This window comes from Aromatoleum toluvorans, assembly GCF_012910905.1.
Taxonomy (GTDB): domain Bacteria; phylum Pseudomonadota; class Gammaproteobacteria; order Burkholderiales; family Rhodocyclaceae; genus Aromatoleum; species Aromatoleum toluvorans.
Map to the genome: position 1 here is coordinate 69,825 of NZ_WTVN01000003.1, position 18,040 is coordinate 87,864.

Here is an 18,040-nt window from a genome sequence, read left to right on the forward strand (position 1 = left end):
CTGCAGGCCCGTTATGCGCTGGCGGAACTGTTCATTGTAAATGACGATGGCATTTCAGAGGCGGTTGTACTTGTCGGACTTGCCGCGCGCCTTCTCGACCGGATAACGCTGCGCGTTGATCTGCATCTTGCGTCGGGCCGCGTCCGCGAGGTCGATGTCGAGGACGTCGGCCAGGCGCACGAGGTACAGCAGCACGTCGGCCAGTTCCAGCGAAACCTCGGCGCGCGTCGCCTCCGGCAGTGCCGCCGACTCCTCGCCGCTCAGCCACTGGAAGTGCTCGATTACCTCCCCCGCCTCGCCGGCCAATGCCATTGCGAGATTCTTGGGTGTATGGAAGCGCTCCCAGTCGCGCTCGCGGGCAAACGCGCGCAGCGCGTCGCGCAGTGCTTCAAGGCTGTCCTGCCTGCTCATTCGATGTGATGCTCCAGGTCGAAGCCCGCGTCGTCGCCCTCGCCGAGCGCGCGCACCAGCCACGGCATCACCGACTCCAGCACCTGCGGCAACACCCACGGCGGATTGATGATATAGAGCCCGCTGCCGAACATGCCGAAACCGTCGCGCGCGGGTTTGCGCACCGCGAGGCGCACATCGAGCCAGCTTTCCGCACCGAGGTCGGCCAGGCGTTCCGGAAGCTGGCGTGCCTCGGGCCGCGCGAGCATCGGATACCAGACGGCGTAAGTCCCGCCGGGGAAGCGCCGGATGGCGTCGGCAACGGTATCGACGACGCGCCGGTAATCCTCCTTCACCTCGTAGGGCGGGTCGATCAGCACGACCGCACGCCGCGTAGCCGGCGGCAGCAAGCCGCGCAGCCCGCTGAAGCCGTCGGCCTTGCGGATCAGCACACGCTCCGCGTCACGCGCGAAGGTCTGGCCGAGCAGCGCGACATCAGCCGGATGCAGTTCGAACAGCCGCATCCGGTCCTGCTCGCGCAACTGCGTCATCGCCAGCGCGGGCGAGCCCGGATAGAAGGTCAGTCGCCCGTGCGGATTGAACTGGGCGACCGCGTCGATGTAGGCGCCCAAGGCTTCCGGCAGGTCATCGCGGCCCCAGAGGCGTCCGATCCCGCCGGCGAATTCGGCATTCTTGCCCGCCTGTTCGCTGTCGAGCGCATAACAGCCCGCACCGGCATGCGTGTCGATGTACCACCACGGCTTGTCCTTGCGGTTGAAATAACGCAGCAGTTCGATCAGGACGAAGTGCTTGAGGACGTCGGCGTGGTTGCCGGCATGAAAGGCGTGACGGTAGCTGAGCATGAACGGTGCGGGTCGGGGTCAGGCGCCGAATGTTAACACCGCCTGCTATGATTGCGGGCTGCCGGCGCGCATCGCCGGCCCAAAGGAGAAAGGAAAGATGGCGATTTACGCTCTGGGCGAACACAGCCCGAGCTTCGGCGAAGGGTGCTGGGTAGCGGACAACGCCACGGTGATCGGGCGCGTGGAAGCCGGGTCGAACGTGAGCGTCTGGTACAACGTCGTGATCCGCGGCGACAACGACCCGATCACGATCGGCGACAACACCAATATCCAGGACGGCTCCGTCCTGCACAACGACGACGGCGTGCCGCTGAAGATCGGCTCCGGCGTCACCGTCGGACACATGGTGATGCTGCACGGCTGCACGATCGGCGACGACACGCTGATCGGCATCAACGCAGTCGTTCTCAACCATGCCGTGATCGGCAAGAACTGCATCATCGGGGCCAATGCGCTGATCCCCGAAGGCAAGGTCATCCCGGACCGCTCGCTGGTCGTCGGCTCGCCAGGCCGCATCATCCGCGAGCTGACCGACGAGGACATCGCCGGCCTGCACACGAATGCCGCGAATTACGTGCGCAACTCGCGCATGTACGCCGCCGAGCTGCGCCACATCACGCCCGACCTGCCCAAGCGCCGCGACTGACCGGCAGTCGCATCCGGCTCAACGCGCCCGGCAGCTTACCCGCGCTGCGTGCCGGCCACGGCTGGCGGGTGCCGCGCAAGCCAGATCACTGCAGCAAGGATCACGGCCCCGCCCAGCACCTGGTTGGGGTCGATATCCTCGCCGAGGAAGATCGCCGCGAGCACGAAGGTGACGACCGGTTCGAGCGTCGACAGGCATGCGGCATCGGCCGCGCCCAGCTTCTGCAGGCCGACGAAGAAGCTGACCATCGCAATGACGGTAGACACGATGGCGATCAGCAGCACGGCCACCCAGCCGGTCACCCCCTGCGGCCAGGCAGGGCCGGAAACGCCGACCAGCCCGCCGAACACCACGGCCGAGGCTGCCATCACCACGGTCGCACTCGCCAGCGGGGCTTCCTGGCTCATCACGCGGTTGCCCACGAGGATGTAGACGGAATAGATCAGGGCCGCGCTCACGCCGAGGACGACCCCCAGCGGATGCCCGCTGAGCTCCCCGCCGATCGTCAGCGCCGTTCCCGCCAACGCGGTCAACACGGCCGACACCCGCCCGGCCGTGAGCCGCTGGCGCAGAAACACCGCGCCGAGGACCGTGACGAGGATCGGATAGAGGTACAGCAGCAGGGCCACCAGGCCTGCCGAGGCAAAGTTCAGCGCCTCGAAGAACGCATACGACTGGGCGACGTAGCCGATGCCGCCCATGGCGGCGAGGATTGCCGCATTGCGCGTGGAAGGCCAGCGACGCCCGGTCGCGAGCATCACGGCGGACATGAGTAGCGCGGAAATCACGAAGCGCAGGAACAGGACGGTCACGACGTCGGCACCACTGTCGCGCGCAAAGCGGGCAAAGATCGCCATCGCCCCGAAGGCCGAAGCCGATACCGCCACGTACGCCGCGCCGACGATGCGCTCGTTATGCATCTACCCACTCCGCAAAAACCGCAAAGCTTGCCGAAGTCAGGCGGGACGGTCAATGATGCGGACTTGCTGGCCGCGCCTGCGTGCCCCGGCGATGTGCTTACACACATTTACAACACAACGGCATCGGACGCTTGCCGTCGTGCGCCGGAGCGTTACACTGCGCGCCTCGACGCCTTCCACACGGAATATGCATACCCATCCGGCGATCCGACGCTGCCTCCTGGTCCTCCTCCTGCCGCTGCTTGCCCCCAGCTGGAGTCATGCCGCCGAGGAAAAGGCGGGCAGCGGCGCGACGACGGTCGAGCTTTCCGCCGACGCCAACCGGCCGGCCCCGAACGACCTGGCCATCGCGACATTGTATTTCCAGGCGGATGACCGAAATCCCGCATCCCTTGCACGGCAGGTGAACTCGGTGATTGCCGCGGCCGTCGAGCAGGCAAAGGGGTATGCGAACGTGAAGACGAAATCCGCGGGCACCAGCACCTTCCCCATCTACGGCAAGGAAGGACGACGGATCGAGGGCTGGCGCATGCGCTCGGAGATTCAGCTCGAAGGCCGTGACCTTCCGGCCATGACCGAACTGGTCGGCAAGCTTCAGGCGACGCTCGCGCTGTCCAGTCTGACGATGCAGCCCTCGCCCGAGACGCGCAAGAGCACCGCCGACCTGGCCGCCGCCGATGCGATCCGCGCTTTTCAGGAGCGCGCCCGCAACATTGCCGCCACGCTCAACAAGTCCTGGCGCCTCCGTCACCTCGCCGTCGCCTATGGCGGCGGCCCGCGCCCGGTCTTCCCGGCGGCACGTGCGGCGACGTTCACCGCCGAGGCGTCACCGATACCCGTCGAGGCCGGCGAAACGGAAATCGTCGTCACGGTCAGCGGAACGATCGAACTGACGGATTAACGCGGCGCGCCAACGGGCACGTCGCTCGATACTGAAAAAAAACCATGCACCTGAATCGCCAACTCGCAGCTCTCTCCGCCCTGCTCATCGGTGCCGTCGCGCTCGCCGGCACGGCCTGGACCCGCGATGGCTCGCGTGTCGTCAGCTATGCCTGTCCCGGCGGAGAACAATTCACCGTCGAGTACTTCGACGCGCACGTCCGCCTGCGAAACGGCGCTGGCGTCTTCGCCCTCTCCGGGCAACAGGTGAGCAGCGGCGAGAAATACTCGGACGGCTACACGGTGTTCACCGTCAGCGGCAACCGGGCGATGCTCGAACGACCGGGGCTGCCAGAGAGCACCTGCAGCCCCGCGCGCGGGCCGTCCCTCTGACCCTCCGGCTCACATGGCGCCGGCTCGCGGGCCGGCATTACTGGACATGCCGCGGCGATTTTCCTATCGTTGTGCGATAACGAGCGAGGGAGTCCGATGATTGTCCGCAAGCTGCCTCAGGGTCTGACGGGGTTCGCAGTCGCGGCGCTCGTCGCTGCATGCGGCAGCGTTCCTCCCCAGCGGCCGGACATTCCGTCGATACCGTCTTCGTCGACAGGGCGCGCCACCGCCGACTATTTCTTCCTCGACGATCCCGAGCATTCGCGCGAACTGGTGATCTACGCGCTTGGCCTGATCGACACCGGCTATCGTTTCGGGGGGCGGAACCCCGAAGCCGGTCTCGATTGCAGCGGCATGGTTTCCTTCATCGTCGAGCAGGTATCGGGACGCAGGCTGCCCCACAATGCCGCGCAGATCGCGGGCCAGACCCGGCCGGTCAGCGTCGCCGCGCTCCAGCCCGGCGACCTGGTGTTCTTCAATACGATGAACCGGCCGTACTCGCACATGGGCATCTACATGGGCGACGGCAAGTTCGTGCATGCGCCTTCGAGCCGCGGGCGCGTCCGCGTCGAACGGCTCGACAGCCCCTACTTCAGATCGAGATTCGACGGCGCCCGGACCCTGATCGCCGAAAGTTGAGGCGGGCAGCGCTCGCAAACCGCGAGGGGCAGCCGACGACTCTCAGTGCTTCTGCTGCGGGGAGTTCTGCGGGGTGTGGACGAAGATTTCGCCGGGCTTGGTCAGCCCGAGTTCGAAGCGTGCGCGCTCTTCGATCGCCTCGTTGCCGGACTTGAGATCACGCACTTCGGCCTCGAGGCCGGCGTTGCGCTGTTCCAGCGTGCGGTTCTTTTCGCGCTGTTCCTGCAACTGGCGGTCGACGTCCCATACGCGCAGCCAGCCGCCCTTGCCCAGCCAGAGCGGGTACTGCAGGACTGCCACCAGCAGGACGAGGATGACCAGGGGCCAACGCATACGCAACCAACCTTGCCTTAACCAAAAGAAGGCCGGCGATTGGTTCGCCGGCCTTTCATGTCGTACTTGTGCGGACGGCCCGCGCAGGCCGTTCCGTGGTGCGTAGAGCTTAGCGCACGCGCAGGTTGTAGAAGGCGCGACGGCCCGGATAGCTGACGGTGTCGCCCAGGTCTTCCTCGATGCGCAGCAGTTGGTTGTACTTCGAGATGCGATCCGAACGCGACAGCGAGCCGGTCTTGATCTGCATCGCGTTGAGGCCCACGGCGATGTCGGCGATCGTCGAGTCCTCGGTTTCGCCCGAACGGTGCGAGATCACGGCGGTGTAGCCCGCGCGCTTGGCCATTTCGACGGCGGCGAAGGTTTCCGACAGCGTGCCGATCTGGTTGATCTTGATGAGGATCGAGTTGGCGACGCCCTGGTCGATGCCCTGCTCCAGGATCTTCGTGTTGGTGACGAAGAGGTCGTCGCCGACGAGCTGGATCTTGCGGCCGAGCTTGTCGGTCAGCGTCTTCCAGCCGGCCCAGTCGTTCTCGGCCATGCCGTCCTCGATCGACACGATCGGGAAACGGTCGGCGAGCGTGGCGAGATAATCGGCGAAGCCTTCGGAGGTCAGCGTCAGGCCTTCGCCGGCCAGCACGTACTTGCCGTCCTTGAAGAACTCGGACGCGGCGCAGTCGAGCGCCAGCACCACGTCGCGGCCCGGCTCGTAGCCGGCGGCGGAGATCGCGTCCTGGATCATGTTCAGCGCTTCCTCGGTGCCGCTGACGTTCGGCGCGAAACCGCCCTCGTCGCCGACGGTCGTCGGGTAGCCCTTCTTGTCGGTGAGCTTCTTCAGGTGATGGAAGATCTCGGCGCCGCAACGCAGCGCTTCGCGGAAGCTGGTCACGCCGACGGGCATGATCATGCATTCCTGGATGTCCAGGCTGTTGTTGGCGTGTGCGCCGCCGTTGATGACGTTCATCATCGGCACCGGCATCGCCATCGGGCCCGATCCGCCGAAGTAGCGGTACAGGGGCAGGCCGGCCTCTTCGGCCGCGGCTTTCGCGACGGCCATCGACACGGCCAGCATCGCGTTGGCGCCCAGGCGCGACTTGTTCTCGGTGCCGTCGAGTTCGATCAGGGTGCGATCGATGAAGGCCTGCTCCTCGGCGTCGAGGCCGATGATCGATTCCGAGATCTCGGTGTTGACGTTCTCGACCGCGCGCAGCACGCCCTTGCCCAGGTAGCGCGCGGCATCGCCGTCACGCAGTTCGATCGCTTCGCGCGAGCCGGTCGAGGCGCCGGACGGCACCGCGGCACGGCCCATCACGCCGGATTCGAGCAGAACGTCCGCTTCGACGGTCGGATTGCCACGCGAGTCCAGAATTTCGCGCGCAATGACATCAACGATTGCACTCATGGGTTTTCCTGTCCTTCCAGGGGTCAAAAATGGGTAGATCGAAACGCGGGCCGCGTCAGCCCGCCGATTCCATGAAACCGTGGCTCTTCACGAGCTTGTCGATATCCTTCAGCGTCGCCAGCAGCGCCTTCATCTTCGGCAGCGGCCAGGCGTTCGGCCCGTCGGACAGGGCCTTTGCCGGATCGGGATGCGTCTCCATGAACAGTCCCGCGACGCCGACGGCCACGGCCGCCCGCGCCAGCACCGGAACGAATTCGCGCTGACCGCCCGAGGCCGTGCCCTGCCCGCCCGGAAGCTGCACCGAATGCGTCGCATCGAACACGACCGGGCAGCCGGTTTCGCGCATGATCGCAAGGCTGCGCATGTCCGACACGAGATTGTTGTAACCGAACGATGCGCCGCGCTCGCACACCATGATGGTGTCGGCGCCGCCATTGGCCTCGCGCGCCTTGTCCACGACGTTCTTCATGTCGCCCGGCGCGAGGAACTGGCCCTTCTTGATGTTCACCGGCTTGCCGCTGGCGGCGACCGCATGGATGAAGTCGGTCTGGCGGCACAGGAAGGCCGGCGTCTGCAGGACATCGACGACGGCGGCCACGGCCGGGATTTCCTCGATCGCATGCACATCGGTAAGCACCGGCACGCCGAGCTGCTTGCGCACGTCGGCGAGGATCTCGAGCCCCTTCTCCATGCCCATGCCGCGGTAGGACTTGCCCGAGCTGCGGTTGGCCTTGTCGTAGGAGGACTTATAGATGAAGGGGATCGCCAGCTCGGCGCAGATTTCCTTCAGTGCGCCGGCCGTTTCGAAGGCCATTTCACGCGACTCGATCACGCAAGGCCCGGCGATCAGGAAGAAAGGCTTGTCGAGCCCGGCTTCGAATCCGCAGAGTTTCATCGCAACTCCCTCAGGCCGCGGCGGCGGCGGCCTTGCGCGCCAGCGCTGCCTTTACGTAGGCGGTGAACAGCGGGTGGCCCTTGCGCGGGTTGGAGGTGAATTCCGGATGGAACTGGCAACCGACGAACCACGGGTGCACGTCCGCCGGCAGCTCGATCATCTCGCACAGGTCGGTGCCCGGCGCACGGCCCGAGACGACCAGCCCCTTCTCTTCGAGCTGCGAGAGCAGCTTGTTGTTCACTTCGTAGCGGTGGCGGTGGCGCTCGACGACGTCGGCCGAACCGTAGACCTCGCGCGCGAGCGAGCCGTCGGTGAGGTGGCACAACTGGGCGCCGAGGCGCATCGTGCCGCCGAGGTCGGACGATTCGGTGCGCTTCTCGACCTTGCCGCTGCGGTCCTGCCATTCGGTGATCAGGCCGATCACCGGATGTGCCGTGTCGCGCTCGAACTCGGTCGAATGGGCGCTGGCCATGCCGGCGACGTCACGGGCGAATTCGACCACCGCGAGCTGCATGCCGAGGCAGATGCCGAGATACGGAACCTTGTTCTCGCGCGCGTAGCGGATTGCGGCGATCTTGCCTTCAGTGCCGCGCTTGCCGAAACCGCCGGGCACAAGGATGGCATCCATCTTCTCGAGGGGCTTGCAGCCTTCGCGCTCGATTTCCTCCGAGTCGAAATAATGGATGTTCACCTTGCTTTCGGTGTGCATCCCCGCGTGGTTGAGCGCCTCGATGAGCGACTTGTAGGACTCGGTGAGGTCGACGTACTTGCCGACGAAGGCGACGTCGATCGCCTGCTTCGGGTTCTCTAGCGCATGGACGAGCTTGTCCCAGACGCTCAGGTCGGCCGCCCGCGCGAGGATGTTGAGCTTGTGGCAGACGATCTCGTCGAGCATCTGGTCGTGCAGCTGCCCGGGGATCTTGTAGATCGAGTTCGCGTCGAGGCACTCGATGACCGCTTCGGGCATCACGTTGCAGAACAGCGCGATCTTGCGCCGCTCGTCGGCCGGGATCGAACGGTCGGCACGGCACAGCAGGATGTCGGGCTGGATGCCGATTTCGCGCAGTTCCTTCACCGAATGCTGCGTCGGCTTGGTCTTCAGCTCGCCTGCGGTGGGGATGTACGGAACCAGCGTCAGGTGGATGAAGCAGGTGCCGTTGCGGCCCTCTTCGATCCCCATCTGGCGGATGGCTTCCAGGAAGGGCAGCGACTCGATGTCGCCGACCGTGCCGCCGACCTCGACGATCGCGACATCCGCGCCTTCGGCGCCGCGCTTGATGTATTGCTTGATCTCGTCGGTGATGTGCGGGATGACCTGCACCGTCTTGCCGAGGTATTCGCCGCGGCGCTCCTTCTTGATCACCGACTCGTAGATCTGGCCGGTGGTGAAGTTGTTGCGCTTGCTCATGCGCGCGCTGGTGAAGCGCTCGTAGTGGCCGAGGTCGAGGTCGGTTTCCGCACCGTCTTCGGTGACGAAGACTTCACCGTGCTGGAACGGGCTCATCGTGCCCGGATCGACGTTGATGTACGGATCCAGCTTGAGGTGGGTAACCTTGATGCCGCGGGATTCGAGAATGGCCCCCAGCGAGGCCGCTGCGATGCCTTTGCCCAGTGAGGACACGACACCGCCGGTAACGAAGACGTATTTGGTCATGGGAACGTTGCTGCGGGAAAGCGCGATGATAACCGAAGTGCCCCGCAGGCCGGAAGCGATGTGCGGGACCTGCCCTTTCCCCGGTCGGGGAACGGTGCCAAGCTTGTCGCATGACTGACGCGATCCGTCGCGAAGCGCCCGCCGATGGGCGTCGCGTGATCCTTTTCGGGGCTTTCGATCGCCATAACTTCGGCGATCTCCTTCTTGCCCGGTGTGCCGCGGCGGGCAGGTCCGGCGAGTGCGTGTTCGCGGGGCTTGTTGCGCGCGACCTGCGCGATTCCGGCGGATTTCGCACCGTGCCGCTCGCCACCGTCATCGAGGCGTATGGCGCCGACGAGGTGGACTTCGTGCATGTGGGGGGCGAAGTGCTGACCACCACCGCGTGGGAAGCAGCGGTCATGCTGCAGCGCCCCGAGGACGTCCGGCGCCTGCTGGCTGCGCATGACCGGTCCGGCACGGCACGCGACGACTGGGCCGCCGCATGCCTCGGTACGGCCCGCCGCATCCCCTATGTCGTCGCGCAGGACGATCTTCCCCGCACCTGGCGCACGCACTTTCGCGGCATCGGCGGCGTGGCGTTCGAAGCGCTCCGGGCGGCGGACAGGCATTCAGTGCTGCGGGCTCTCAAGGGCGCGACGACGCTCGGCGTTCGCGACCGCGCCACATTCGAGGCCCTGCGCCGCGCCGGGTTCGATGCCGACCTCGCGCCCGACCCGGCCGCCGAGACGCGGCAGCTGCTCGGCGACCTGATCCGGCAACGCGCACGACAGGGCGAAGTCGCGTCGCTGCAAGGAAGCATGCAATCCTGGATGGCCGTCCAGCTTGCCGCGGAATGGGGAGACGACGCGACGCTCGACGGTGTTGCGCAGTTGCTGCTTGCCGAAGCCGTGGCACGGGGAACCGGCATCGTGCTGTTCCGGGCCGGGCTTGCGCCGTGGCACGACGACCTCGAAACGCTCAGGCGACTGGCCGATCGCCTGGAAACCAGGGTGTCCGTCGAGCTCTTCGAGTCTGCCCACGTGCTCGACATCTGCGCCCTGCTCGCCGGAGCGCGCGCCTACGCCGGGACGAGCCTGCACGGCTGGATCGTCGCACACGCCTTCGGCGTCCCGGCGCGCTGTCTCGTCCGCGGCCCCGCCGACAAGGCCGCGTGCTATCTGGATACGTGGTGCAGCGTGCCGCGCCAATGGCGCACGACGGGTGAGTCCGCGCCGCTTTTTCCGCGCACGGTCAGCGGATGAAGTCGCGATTCACTTCGCGGAAAAGATCCGTACCGCCGCGCTTCAGCCATTCGAACGCGACCATTTCGCGCGCCACGATCTCGATCCCGTGGCCACGCATGCGCGCGAGCGCGAGCTCGCGGTCGCTGGCCCGACGCGAGCCGGCAGCGTCGGCGACGACGAACACATCGTGTCCGGCCCAGCGCAGGCCCAGCGCGGTCTGCTGGACGCAGACATGGGCCTCGGTGCCGCAGACGACGACCTGACGGCGGTCGTCGATGGCGGTGCCCTTCAGGCAGCCGTCCGTTTCGGCGGAGAAGAATTCCTTCGTGACGAACTGCGCGCCCGCAGCGACCGCAGCGGCCTTCACTTCCGCTACCGTGCTGCCGATCTTCTCCGGAAAGTGCTCGCTTACCACAACGGGCACCCCCATCCGCCCGGCCACGCCGGCCAGCCAGGCACAGTTGCGCACGACCGCGTCGCCGTCGTCGATCGCCGGGGCTAGGCGCTCCTGGACGTCGACGATCAGGAGGACGGACTTTTCGCGGTTCATCAGCATATTCGGGCTCCGTTGGGATGTTCCGGCGTGCAGGGCACGATCCGGCGGCAATGACGCAGCAATGATCGATCAGAGCATGCCGCGAAGTCCATCCGGGATGGGGACGGACTTGTTGGTTGCGACGTCCGTCCATACGACTTTCGAGGCGCCTTCGGCATACAGGCGCTCGTCGCCCTCGACGAAGATCTCGTACCAGGTCATGACACTGCTGCGGCCCGGCATGCCGGCATAGACCTTGACGATGACCGTCGCCGGGTAATTGACCGGGAGCAGGAAGGTGCAACTGGCGTTGATCACGACCGGACCCTCGCCCCGGTTGGGATCCACCGCGAAGCCGAGCGCCTCGATCCACTCGACGCGAGCCTGTTCGCAAAAGCGGAAGTACACCGTGTTGTTGACGTGGCCGTAGTAGTCCATGTCGCCCCAGCGCACCGGGATACGGGTGGTATGAACCAGCTTGCGCTCCTGCTCCATTCGATCGCTTCCTATTGGTTTGGCTCGACAAGGCACTGTAACATACGGTACCGTATGTTTGACATGGCCGGGGCAATCTATTGGTATGGGCATGCCGAGGCGTGCATGTATTAAACTGCAGCCCGCCCAAACAAAACCAAATGCGCGTATTCAAATGGAGAACTGAATGGAACGCGAATCGATGGAATTCGACGTCCTGATCGTCGGCGGCGGCCCTGCGGGCCTGGCTGCGGCGATCAGGCTGAAGCAACTGGCGGCGGAAAAAGGCAGCGACATCTCGGTCTGCCTGATCGAAAAGGCCGCCGAGATCGGCGCGCACATCCTCTCCGGTGCGGTCATGGACCCGCGCGCGCTCAACGAACTGATCCCCGACTGGAAGGAACAGGGCGCGCCGCTCAATACTGAAGTCACCGAAGACCGCGTGATCTTCCTCAACGAAACCGGCGGCCGCAAGGTGCCCAACGGACTGCTGCCGGACTGTTTCCTGAACCACGGCAATTACATCGTGCGCCTCGGCAACGTCGCCAAGTGGCTCGGCGAACAGGCCGAAGCGCTGGGGGTCGAGGTCTATCCGGGTTTTGCGGGTGCCGAGATCCTGTATGACGACGCGGGCGCCGTGAAGGGCGTGGCGACCGGCGACATGGGCGTGACGCGCGAAGGCGAACAGGGCCCAGCCTTCCAGCCGGGCATGGAGCTGCACGCGAAATACACGCTGTTTGCCGAAGGCTGCCGCGGCCACCTGGGCAAACAGCTCGAAGCGAAGTTCAACCTCCGGAACGGCGTCGATCCGCAGACCTACGGCATCGGCCTGAAGGAGCTGTGGGAAGTGCCCGCCGAGCGCCACGAGAAAGGCGTCGTCGTGCATACGACCGGCTGGCCGCTGCCGTCGGACACCTACGGCGGCGGTTTCGTCTATCACCTCGAGGACAACCTCGTCTCGATCGGCTATGTGGTCGGCCTCAACTACACCAATCCGCACCTGTCGCCGTTCGAGGAATTCCAGCGCTACAAGACGCACCCCGAGATCCGCAAGTACCTCGAGGGCGGCAAGCGTCTCGCCTACGGCGCGCGGGCGATCGCCGCGGGCGGCCTGCAGAGCCAGCCGAAGCTGGTGTTCCCCGGCGGCGCGCTGATCGGCGACGACGCGGGCTTCCTCAACGCCGCGCGCATCAAGGGCAGCCATGCCGCGATCAAGAGCGGTGCGCTTGCCGCGGAAGCCGCCTTCGACGCGGTCACGGCGGAACGTCAGCGCGACGAACTCGCCGCCTTCCCCGAAGCCTTCCGCTCAAGCTGGCTGTACGAAGAGCTGCACAAGACGCGCAACTTCAAGCCCTACATGAAGAAGGGCCTGTGGATGGGCTCGCTGCTGTTCGGCATCGACCAGAAGGTGTTCGGCGGCAAGGCGCCGTGGACGCTGCACAACAGCTCGGACCACGACAAGCTCAAACTCGCCTCCGAGTGTCCGAAGATCGACTACCCGAAGCCCGACGGCGTGCTGACCTTCGACCGGCTCTCGTCGGTGTTCCTGTCGAACACCAACCACGAGGAAGACCAGCCCTGCCACCTGCAGTTGAAGGATGCGTCGGTGCCGATCGCGGTGAACCTCGCGAAGTACGACGCCCCCGAGCAGCGCTACTGCCCGGCCGGCGTGTACGAGATCGTGCGCGAGGAAGCGGGCCCGCGCCTGCAGATCAACGCGCAGAACTGCGTGCACTGCAAGACCTGCGACATCAAGGATCCGACGCAGAACATCAACTGGGTCGTGCCGCAGGGCGGCGAAGGGCCGATCTACCAGGGGATGTAAGCCCGGGCCGGCTGCGGCGAGTGCGGCAGCCTGGGGTCAGGAAAGGGCGGCTTCGGCCGCCCTTTTTGCTGCGCGGCTGCCGATGCCTCAGGGGGGCGACTGCAGGCCGAGCGAGCTGCGCGCGGTCGCCTCGGCGACCACTCCCGACAGGGCAGTCTTGCCGCCCTTTCCATCGAAGAAGTAGGTTCGCGGCAGCTCGCCCCGCCACTTCGGGTCAAGCGCATACCCGAGCGCTTCGGGCGATTCCGGCCCGTATGCGAATCGCTGCCCCGGCACGGCAAGACGATCTAGTGGTTCGGCCAATCCGGCGAACTGCGGCTCCACGGCCACCGTGACCAGCTTGAACCTCCGGTCGGCCTTGGCCATCTCGGCAAACAGCTTCAGGTTCTTCTTGCAGTGAACGCATTCCGAGGACCACAGCGCGACGATGGTCGGCACGGTGTGAGTCGAAGGATTGACGACCTGCGCGGCAGCTGTCCGGTCCAGCGCCTGGAATTCCGTCGCGCCGACCGTGGCAGCGACACAACAGGCCAGGGTCGCGACGATGACTTTGAGTGGTTTCATTCGAGCCAGTACCCCTGCATGCCTTCGTTCTCCGTCCGCCAGAAGGCGAACAAGCGCTCGCCACGACGAATCACGCGCGGCTGATCCGACGCGCCGCCGGTCGCCGCGAGGGTATGCGCGCTGAAGCTTGCGCCGCCGTCTCCGGATAGCTCCGCCTGGAGCCGCGTACGTTCGCCGTCGAATTCCTTCCAGACGATCCCCACGCGCGGACCCGCGCTCGCGATGTCGGCATGGGCTGCCTGCTCGCCGCCGAGGGCGCGCTGCCCTTCCACCCGACCGTCCTTCAGGCGGCCGTAGAAGACGCGCCCTTCCCCGTCCTTTTCGTTGAACCACACCGCATGCCGAGTGCCGTCGGGAGCGACGGCCAGCGATGGACCATGGTGAGGACAGGCGTCGATGCGCCAGCGGTCGAATGTCGCGCGTGTGACCGCCCCGGGCCGGCCATCTGCACCGAGCTTGACCAGCGCATGGTCGCGCTCGTTGGGTTCGAAGACATGCCGCCACATCAGCAGCGGGAGGCCGTCGGTGTCGCCCGTGATCGCGATGCGGCAGCATTCGCATGAGTGATCGGCAAGCTTCTGTTCCGGCCGGAAGCTGCGCCCGCCATCGTCGGAGATGGCCGCGTAGATCGCCGCGCCGCGGTATTCGCGATTGGCCGTCTGCGCGAGCTCGAGATCGCGCTTGTCGATCCACGCCAGCACGACCTTGCCGGCGCCGGTCACGGCGAGCGACTCGAAGCGGTGCGTGATCTCCTGGCGGTCGCGATGCGCGGTAAGGGGCGCCGTGAAGTGGCGCCGATCGGCCGCGCGGGCGAAGCGGATCTCGCCGGTGAAGCGCTTCGCCAGCGGCCTGGTCCACGACACCAAGGCCGCGCCGTCCGCATCGAAGGCGAGCTTGGGGCGATTCTCGCCTTCGGCCGCGATCTGTTCGGGATCCGCATTGACGGTGACGGGCGCCTCCCAGCTGCGGCCCTCGTCCGGGCTGCGATGAAGGAGAACGTGCTGGCCGTCCTTCGTCACCGCGTACAGGGTGCCATCGGGGGCGAAGGCCGCGCTCGTCCCCAGCTCGGGGCGCGCAGCCTTGGCGGCTGCCCCGCCATGCTGGTGCTGAGCCTGTTGGGCTTCGGCCGCGCCTGCGCTGGCGACGAGCAAGATCCCGAGTACGGCCAGCATCGCGCGCCGGGTTGCGTTTGATAGCGTCGAACTCACCATTTCGCCTCCACTCCGGCGATCACCGTACGCGGCAGGCCCGGGGAATAGACCGGCGTGCTCCCCGTCGACAGCTGCGCGCTTTCGGCATAGCGCTTGTCGGTCAGGTTATGGATGCTGCCGAACAGCGACCAGGTCGGGTTGAGGGCGTAATTCCCCCGCAGGTTGAAGAGGTTGTGGCCACCGTACTTCACGGTGTTCGCATCGTCGAGCCAGTACGAGCCGATGCGCAGCCATTCGAGCTGCGCCCGAACCGTGCCCGCCGGCGTCCAGGTCAGGCGGGTATTCGACACGAAGCGCGGCGCGCTCGCCTGCTCCCTCCCGCTGAAATCGCCCTGCGAGGTTTTCCACTCCTCGAAGTCGTGCCAGGCGTACGACATCGACACGTCGAACCTGACGGTGCGATGCAGCGGCGCGCCGAGCCCCAGTTCGACCCCGCGGTGCCGCGTCCTGCCGGCATTGGTCGTGATCGTCCGGGTCGTCTCGGGATCGCGCTGGCTCACGATGTCGTCGCGCTTCGTCAGGTCATACGCAACCAGATCGTAGGACACACCCGCGACCACCCCGCGCACGCCCAACTCGAACTGCTCGGCCCGAATAGCCTCCAGTTCGACCGCCGACTGCGCAAGCGCCAGCGCAGATGTGCGACTCGTCGCGCGCGACGGGCGGAACAGCTGGGACTCGGACGGTGCGCGGAAGCCCTGGTTGTACGATGCGAACAGGTGGGTGTCCGGCGTCAGCGCGTACGTTGCGCCGACCTTGGGCGTCGCGCGCTGAAAGCTCACCGTGGTGTCCCCGACCTGCCCGTAGAAGCTGTTTCCCACCCGGACGACGCCCGCGGCGAAGTCGTTGCGGAAGGTGTAGCGCATGTCGTCGTAGCGCAGGCCTGCGGTCAGGCGCAGCCTGTCGGTGGGGGAGATTTCCCCGTGCAGATAGGGCGAGATGCCGCGATATTCGACGTCATAGTCGTAGATGCGCGGCCCCAGCGTGTAGGCGATGAATTCCTGGCGCGCACCGCTTCCGCGCGTCGTCGCATCGACCCGGTTCTCGCGCCGCGATCCGGGGCTCACGTCCAGGTCGATGCCCGCGATCAGGCGGGCACGCATGGGCGCGAAATCCCGGCGCCACTTCGCCATCAGGCCGTAGGACTGGTTCTGCGTCTCGGCCAGGCTCGGGTCGAAACGCAGCGCAAAACTCGCCAGCAGGTCCATGCTGTTGTCGCGCACATACGGCGTGATCGACAACAGCGCGTCGGCCGTCTCGTGCTCGAAGCTGCTCGACAGCCGCAGCGCGCTGACCTTGCGGAAAGCGATCGGCAGGTAGTTGCGCGTGGGGTCGTGGCGGTAGTCCTCGCGGATGAGGGGCGAGTTGGCGCCCGTGTCCTGGTCGATCTCGGAGAACCCGAGGACGGTTTTCACCGAAGTGCTGTCGCCGATGAAATGATCCCAGCGCAGCGTGCCGCTCTTGCGGTCGTAGGCGGTGTCGTCGCGCCAGCCGTCCGTCCGGGTGAGGTTCAGGTCGGCGCGGAAGCCGCCGTTTTCGTAGCCGGAGCCGCCACTCAGGAGCGTGCGGCGCCAGCCGTGTTCGCCCGTCTCGACGGAACCGCCGAGTTCCGTTTTCCGCGGTGGAACCCGTGTCAGCACGTTCACGACGCCGCCGATCGCCTCGGAACCATACAGCGCCGACGACGGGCCGCGGTTCACCTCGATGCCGCCGGACTGCGGAATGTTGATCTCGTACAGCGCATTGTGATTGAAGAAACCCGGCGAACGGGAAGGAATGCCGTCCTCGAGGAAGAGGTACACCGGGCTCGTCGTGAAGGGTTGGCGGATCGCGGTGGTGTGCCCTTCGCCGTTGGTCACCGCGACCGCCGCGCCCGGAATCTGGCTCATGACCTGGGCCGGATGTGCTGGCTTGTCGGCCGCAATCTCCGCCGCCTTCACCGCTCCGACCGAAGCGGGCGTTTCGACGAGGCGCTCCTGTTCCCGGGTGCCCGTGACGGTCACCTGTTCGAGGATGGATTCGGCTTCGGCGGCCCAAGCGCCGCCGACTGCGCAGGCGCAGGTCACGGCCACGAGGCTGCGGATGCGTTCAGCGTGCATGGACGGCGTCTCCGATCGTGCCCAGTGGCCGAACCGCGGCCGTGACCTCGAGGGTCTCGCGCTTGCCGTCGCGCCCTTCCACGGTCAACACCAGCGGCACGCCATCGCCCGGCTGCAGCGGCTTGCGCAGATCCAGCAGCATCATGTGGTGCGCCCCCGGCTTGAGTTCCACGGTCTGGCCGGCGGGCAGCGCGATCCCTGCGGTCGGACGCATCTTCATGACGTCCTTGTCCATCGCCATCTCGTGGATCTGGACGGTTCCGGCGACCGGCGAACCGGCGGCGACGAGTTTTGCGTCCCGCGACGACGTGAGCCGCATGAAGGCACCGGTCACTTTCTGGTTCGGTACGGTCGCCCGCACCCACGGGGCCTCGACCTTGACGTCCGCGTGCGCGGGCAGCGTGAGGGCCAACAGGGACAGGGCTGCTGCAATAGATGATTTCATGTTTCCACTCCTGCATATCTGGCAATTCGCCGGGCAGGCGCGTGACAGGTCGGCGCCGGCGCGGGACGAATGGCAATACAGCGACGATCCGCTACCGGGATCGATGCGCCGTAAACGTAGCTGATGAACGATCGGGATTCCGCCCCGCGAGGAACCGCGCCGTTCCTGTACGGGGCGGGCGGGTCGGGGCGAAGGTGCTCAGGCGAGGAGTGGCGGTGCGCGGGGAGGCGACTTGAGCCACGCGAACAGCGGGCGCGGCGCGTGGAAGTAAAGCTGCGGAAATTCGTCGGCGCTGGCCTGCAGCGCGAAGGGCATCACCTGCGGCGCTGGCAGCGCAGGCGTCCCGCCATGGGTTGCACAGAAGGCGCAGCGCTCGACGGGATGCAGGTCGGGGTTGCCGCCCTTGTTGTCAGCGGCCGAGCCGTCGACCGCTACCAGCTTGGTGCCGGCGACGGTACACACTTCGATCCAGCGCGTTTCGGCGCCCGAGAGCCGTGACAGCGCGTGGCTCATCGCGGGCATGACGGCGCCGAGCAGGATCGCAAACAGCGCGATCCATGCCGTCAGGGTGCGAGTCGAGCGCTTGAAGTGCATGGGCGGATGGAGGCCTCGTGACACGAGCATTCTAGCCACGAGGCTCCGGATTCCCTTGA

Annotated in this window: 20 protein-coding genes; 6 read left to right on the plus strand and 14 right to left on the minus strand. The window is 66.3% G+C overall.

Going from position 1 to position 18,040, the window contains the following annotated elements:
* Positions 1–54 precede the first annotated feature (54 nt).
* On the minus strand, positions 55–411 hold the full coding sequence (locus GPA22_RS03325; RefSeq protein WP_169254681.1) for a nucleotide pyrophosphohydrolase: 357 nt from the start codon (positions 409–411) through the stop codon (positions 55–57).
* Positions 408–1,253, minus strand: coding sequence for a 23S rRNA (adenine(2030)-N(6))-methyltransferase RlmJ (locus GPA22_RS03330; protein ID WP_169254682.1), 846 nt, complete (start codon positions 1,251–1,253; stop codon positions 408–410). Before GPA22_RS03330 ends, GPA22_RS03325 begins: the two co-directional genes overlap by 4 nt.
* Before the next feature lie 97 nt (positions 1,254–1,350).
* Between GPA22_RS03330 and GPA22_RS03335 the strand changes: the two genes are divergently transcribed.
* On the plus strand, positions 1,351–1,899 hold the full coding sequence (locus GPA22_RS03335; protein ID WP_169254683.1) for a gamma carbonic anhydrase family protein: 549 nt from the start codon (positions 1,351–1,353) through the stop codon (positions 1,897–1,899).
* Positions 1,900–1,934: 35 nt separating this feature from the next.
* Here GPA22_RS03335 and GPA22_RS03340 read toward each other — a convergent pair whose 3' ends face one another.
* Complete coding sequence (locus GPA22_RS03340; protein WP_169254684.1) at positions 1,935–2,819, minus strand: DMT family transporter; 885 nt, start codon at positions 2,817–2,819, stop codon at positions 1,935–1,937.
* A gap of 187 nt (positions 2,820–3,006) precedes the next feature.
* Here GPA22_RS03340 and GPA22_RS03345 point away from each other — a divergent pair, with 187 nt between their 5' ends.
* The 3 genes from GPA22_RS03345 (at position 3,007) to GPA22_RS03355 (ending at position 4,730) form a co-directional block, all read left to right on the plus strand.
* Positions 3,007–3,720, plus strand: coding sequence for an SIMPL domain-containing protein (locus GPA22_RS03345; RefSeq protein WP_169254685.1), 714 nt, complete (start codon positions 3,007–3,009; stop codon positions 3,718–3,720).
* A 44-nt stretch (positions 3,721–3,764) separates the two neighbouring features.
* Entirely contained in the window at positions 3,765–4,091 is a 327-nt protein-coding gene (locus tag GPA22_RS03350; RefSeq protein WP_169254686.1) for an MliC family protein, read from the plus strand.
* A gap of 96 nt (positions 4,092–4,187) precedes the next feature.
* Positions 4,188–4,730 (plus strand): C40 family peptidase, encoded by a 543-nt coding sequence (locus tag GPA22_RS03355; RefSeq protein ID WP_169254687.1) that lies wholly within the window; start codon positions 4,188–4,190, stop codon positions 4,728–4,730.
* 42 nt (positions 4,731–4,772) lie between these two features.
* On the opposite strand, the gene ftsB is transcribed toward GPA22_RS03355, so the two are convergent.
* From ftsB to pyrG, 4 genes are all read right to left on the minus strand, one after another.
* Complete coding sequence (gene ftsB, locus GPA22_RS03360) at positions 4,773–5,063, minus strand: cell division protein FtsB (RefSeq protein ID WP_169254688.1); 291 nt, start codon at positions 5,061–5,063, stop codon at positions 4,773–4,775.
* Positions 5,064–5,172: 109 nt separating this feature from the next.
* A complete protein-coding gene (gene eno / locus GPA22_RS03365) occupies positions 5,173–6,462 on the minus strand; it encodes a phosphopyruvate hydratase (RefSeq protein ID WP_169254689.1) in 1,290 nt (429 codons plus the stop codon).
* A 55-nt stretch (positions 6,463–6,517) separates the two neighbouring features.
* Positions 6,518–7,357: a 3-deoxy-8-phosphooctulonate synthase gene (kdsA, locus tag GPA22_RS03370; RefSeq protein ID WP_169254690.1), complete on the minus strand. Its 840-nt coding sequence runs from the start codon at positions 7,355–7,357 to the stop codon at positions 6,518–6,520.
* 10 nt (positions 7,358–7,367) lie between these two features.
* The gene (gene pyrG, locus GPA22_RS03375; protein WP_169254691.1) at positions 7,368–9,011 is read right to left on the minus strand and encodes a CTP synthase; all 1,644 of its coding nucleotides are present in this window, start codon (positions 9,009–9,011) and stop codon (positions 7,368–7,370) included.
* Positions 9,012–9,121: 110 nt separating this feature from the next.
* Between pyrG and GPA22_RS03380 the strand changes: the two genes are divergently transcribed.
* Positions 9,122–10,252, plus strand: coding sequence for a polysaccharide pyruvyl transferase family protein (locus GPA22_RS03380; protein WP_169254692.1), 1,131 nt, complete (start codon positions 9,122–9,124; stop codon positions 10,250–10,252).
* Here GPA22_RS03380 and GPA22_RS03385 read toward each other — a convergent pair.
* Both GPA22_RS03385 and GPA22_RS03390 read right to left on the minus strand, forming a co-directional pair.
* Positions 10,242–10,790, minus strand: a complete 549-nt coding sequence (locus GPA22_RS03385; protein WP_169254693.1) for an isochorismatase family protein — start codon at positions 10,788–10,790, stop codon at positions 10,242–10,244. The two genes, GPA22_RS03380 and GPA22_RS03385, sit on opposite strands and share 11 nt — an antisense overlap.
* 69 nt (positions 10,791–10,859) lie before the next feature.
* On the minus strand, positions 10,860–11,264 hold the full coding sequence (locus tag GPA22_RS03390) for an acyl-CoA thioesterase (RefSeq protein ID WP_169254694.1): 405 nt from the start codon (positions 11,262–11,264) through the stop codon (positions 10,860–10,862).
* A 166-nt stretch (positions 11,265–11,430) separates the two neighbouring features.
* On the opposite strand from GPA22_RS03390, the gene GPA22_RS03395 reads away from it, so the two are divergent.
* A complete protein-coding gene (locus GPA22_RS03395) occupies positions 11,431–13,068 on the plus strand; it encodes an electron transfer flavoprotein-ubiquinone oxidoreductase (protein WP_169254695.1) in 1,638 nt (545 codons plus the stop codon).
* 87 nt (positions 13,069–13,155) lie between these two features.
* Here the strand turns inward: GPA22_RS03395 and GPA22_RS03400 are convergent, their stop codons facing one another.
* From GPA22_RS03400 to GPA22_RS03420, 5 genes are all read right to left on the minus strand, one after another.
* Positions 13,156–13,632, minus strand: a complete 477-nt coding sequence (locus tag GPA22_RS03400) for a TlpA family protein disulfide reductase (RefSeq protein WP_169254696.1) — start codon at positions 13,630–13,632, stop codon at positions 13,156–13,158.
* Entirely contained in the window at positions 13,629–14,804 is a 1,176-nt protein-coding gene (locus tag GPA22_RS03405) for an exo-alpha-sialidase (RefSeq protein ID WP_169254697.1), read from the minus strand. The genes GPA22_RS03400 and GPA22_RS03405 overlap by 4 nt, the downstream gene beginning before the upstream one ends.
* A 32-nt stretch (positions 14,805–14,836) precedes the next feature.
* Entirely contained in the window at positions 14,837–16,942 is a 2,106-nt protein-coding gene (locus GPA22_RS03410; RefSeq protein ID WP_169254698.1) for a TonB-dependent receptor, read from the minus strand.
* Positions 16,932–17,387, minus strand: coding sequence for a copper chaperone PCu(A)C (locus GPA22_RS03415; RefSeq protein WP_169254699.1), 456 nt, complete (start codon positions 17,385–17,387; stop codon positions 16,932–16,934). Before GPA22_RS03415 ends, GPA22_RS03410 begins: the two co-directional genes overlap by 11 nt.
* 198 nt (positions 17,388–17,585) lie before the next feature.
* A complete protein-coding gene (locus tag GPA22_RS03420) occupies positions 17,586–18,011 on the minus strand; it encodes a DUF2946 domain-containing protein (RefSeq protein WP_246264050.1) in 426 nt (141 codons plus the stop codon).
* Positions 18,012–18,040 lie beyond the last annotated feature (29 nt).

Bases quoted from the DNA above. Each gene is read 5' to 3' on its own strand.
- eno (WP_169254689.1), bottom strand. From the start codon at position 6,462: ATGAGTGCAATCGTTGATGTCATTGCGCGCGAAATTCTGGACTCGCGT.
- GPA22_RS03400 (WP_169254696.1), bottom strand. From the start codon at position 13,632: ATGAAACCACTCAAAGTCATCGTCGCGACCCTGGCCTGTTGTGTCGCT.
- GPA22_RS03345 (WP_169254685.1), top strand. From the start codon at position 3,007: ATGCATACCCATCCGGCGATCCGACGCTGCCTCCTGGTCCTCCTCCTG.
- GPA22_RS03355 (WP_169254687.1), top strand. From the start codon at position 4,188: ATGATTGTCCGCAAGCTGCCTCAGGGTCTGACGGGGTTCGCAGTCGCG.
- ftsB (WP_169254688.1), bottom strand. From the start codon at position 5,063: ATGCGTTGGCCCCTGGTCATCCTCGTCCTGCTGGTGGCAGTCCTGCAG.
- kdsA (WP_169254690.1), bottom strand. From the start codon at position 7,357: ATGAAACTCTGCGGATTCGAAGCCGGGCTCGACAAGCCTTTCTTCCTG.
- GPA22_RS03395 (WP_169254695.1), top strand. From the start codon at position 11,431: ATGGAACGCGAATCGATGGAATTCGACGTCCTGATCGTCGGCGGCGGC.
- GPA22_RS03390 (WP_169254694.1), bottom strand. From the start codon at position 11,264: ATGGAGCAGGAGCGCAAGCTGGTTCATACCACCCGTATCCCGGTGCGC.
- GPA22_RS03340 (WP_169254684.1), bottom strand. From the start codon at position 2,819: ATGCATAACGAGCGCATCGTCGGCGCGGCGTACGTGGCGGTATCGGCT.
- GPA22_RS03385 (WP_169254693.1), bottom strand. From the start codon at position 10,790: ATGCTGATGAACCGCGAAAAGTCCGTCCTCCTGATCGTCGACGTCCAG.
- GPA22_RS03330 (WP_169254682.1), bottom strand. From the start codon at position 1,253: ATGCTCAGCTACCGTCACGCCTTTCATGCCGGCAACCACGCCGACGTC.
- GPA22_RS03405 (WP_169254697.1), bottom strand. From the start codon at position 14,804: ATGCTGGCCGTACTCGGGATCTTGCTCGTCGCCAGCGCAGGCGCGGCC.
- GPA22_RS03410 (WP_169254698.1), bottom strand. From the start codon at position 16,942: ATGCACGCTGAACGCATCCGCAGCCTCGTGGCCGTGACCTGCGCCTGC.
- GPA22_RS03325 (WP_169254681.1), bottom strand. From the start codon at position 411: ATGAGCAGGCAGGACAGCCTTGAAGCACTGCGCGACGCGCTGCGCGCG.
- GPA22_RS03350 (WP_169254686.1), top strand. From the start codon at position 3,765: ATGCACCTGAATCGCCAACTCGCAGCTCTCTCCGCCCTGCTCATCGGT.
- GPA22_RS03415 (WP_169254699.1), bottom strand. From the start codon at position 17,387: ATGAAATCATCTATTGCAGCAGCCCTGTCCCTGTTGGCCCTCACGCTG.
- GPA22_RS03380 (WP_169254692.1), top strand. From the start codon at position 9,122: ATGACTGACGCGATCCGTCGCGAAGCGCCCGCCGATGGGCGTCGCGTG.
- GPA22_RS03335 (WP_169254683.1), top strand. From the start codon at position 1,351: ATGGCGATTTACGCTCTGGGCGAACACAGCCCGAGCTTCGGCGAAGGG.
- pyrG (WP_169254691.1), bottom strand. From the start codon at position 9,011: ATGACCAAATACGTCTTCGTTACCGGCGGTGTCGTGTCCTCACTGGGC.
- GPA22_RS03420 (WP_246264050.1), bottom strand. From the start codon at position 18,011: ATGCTCGTGTCACGAGGCCTCCATCCGCCCATGCACTTCAAGCGCTCG.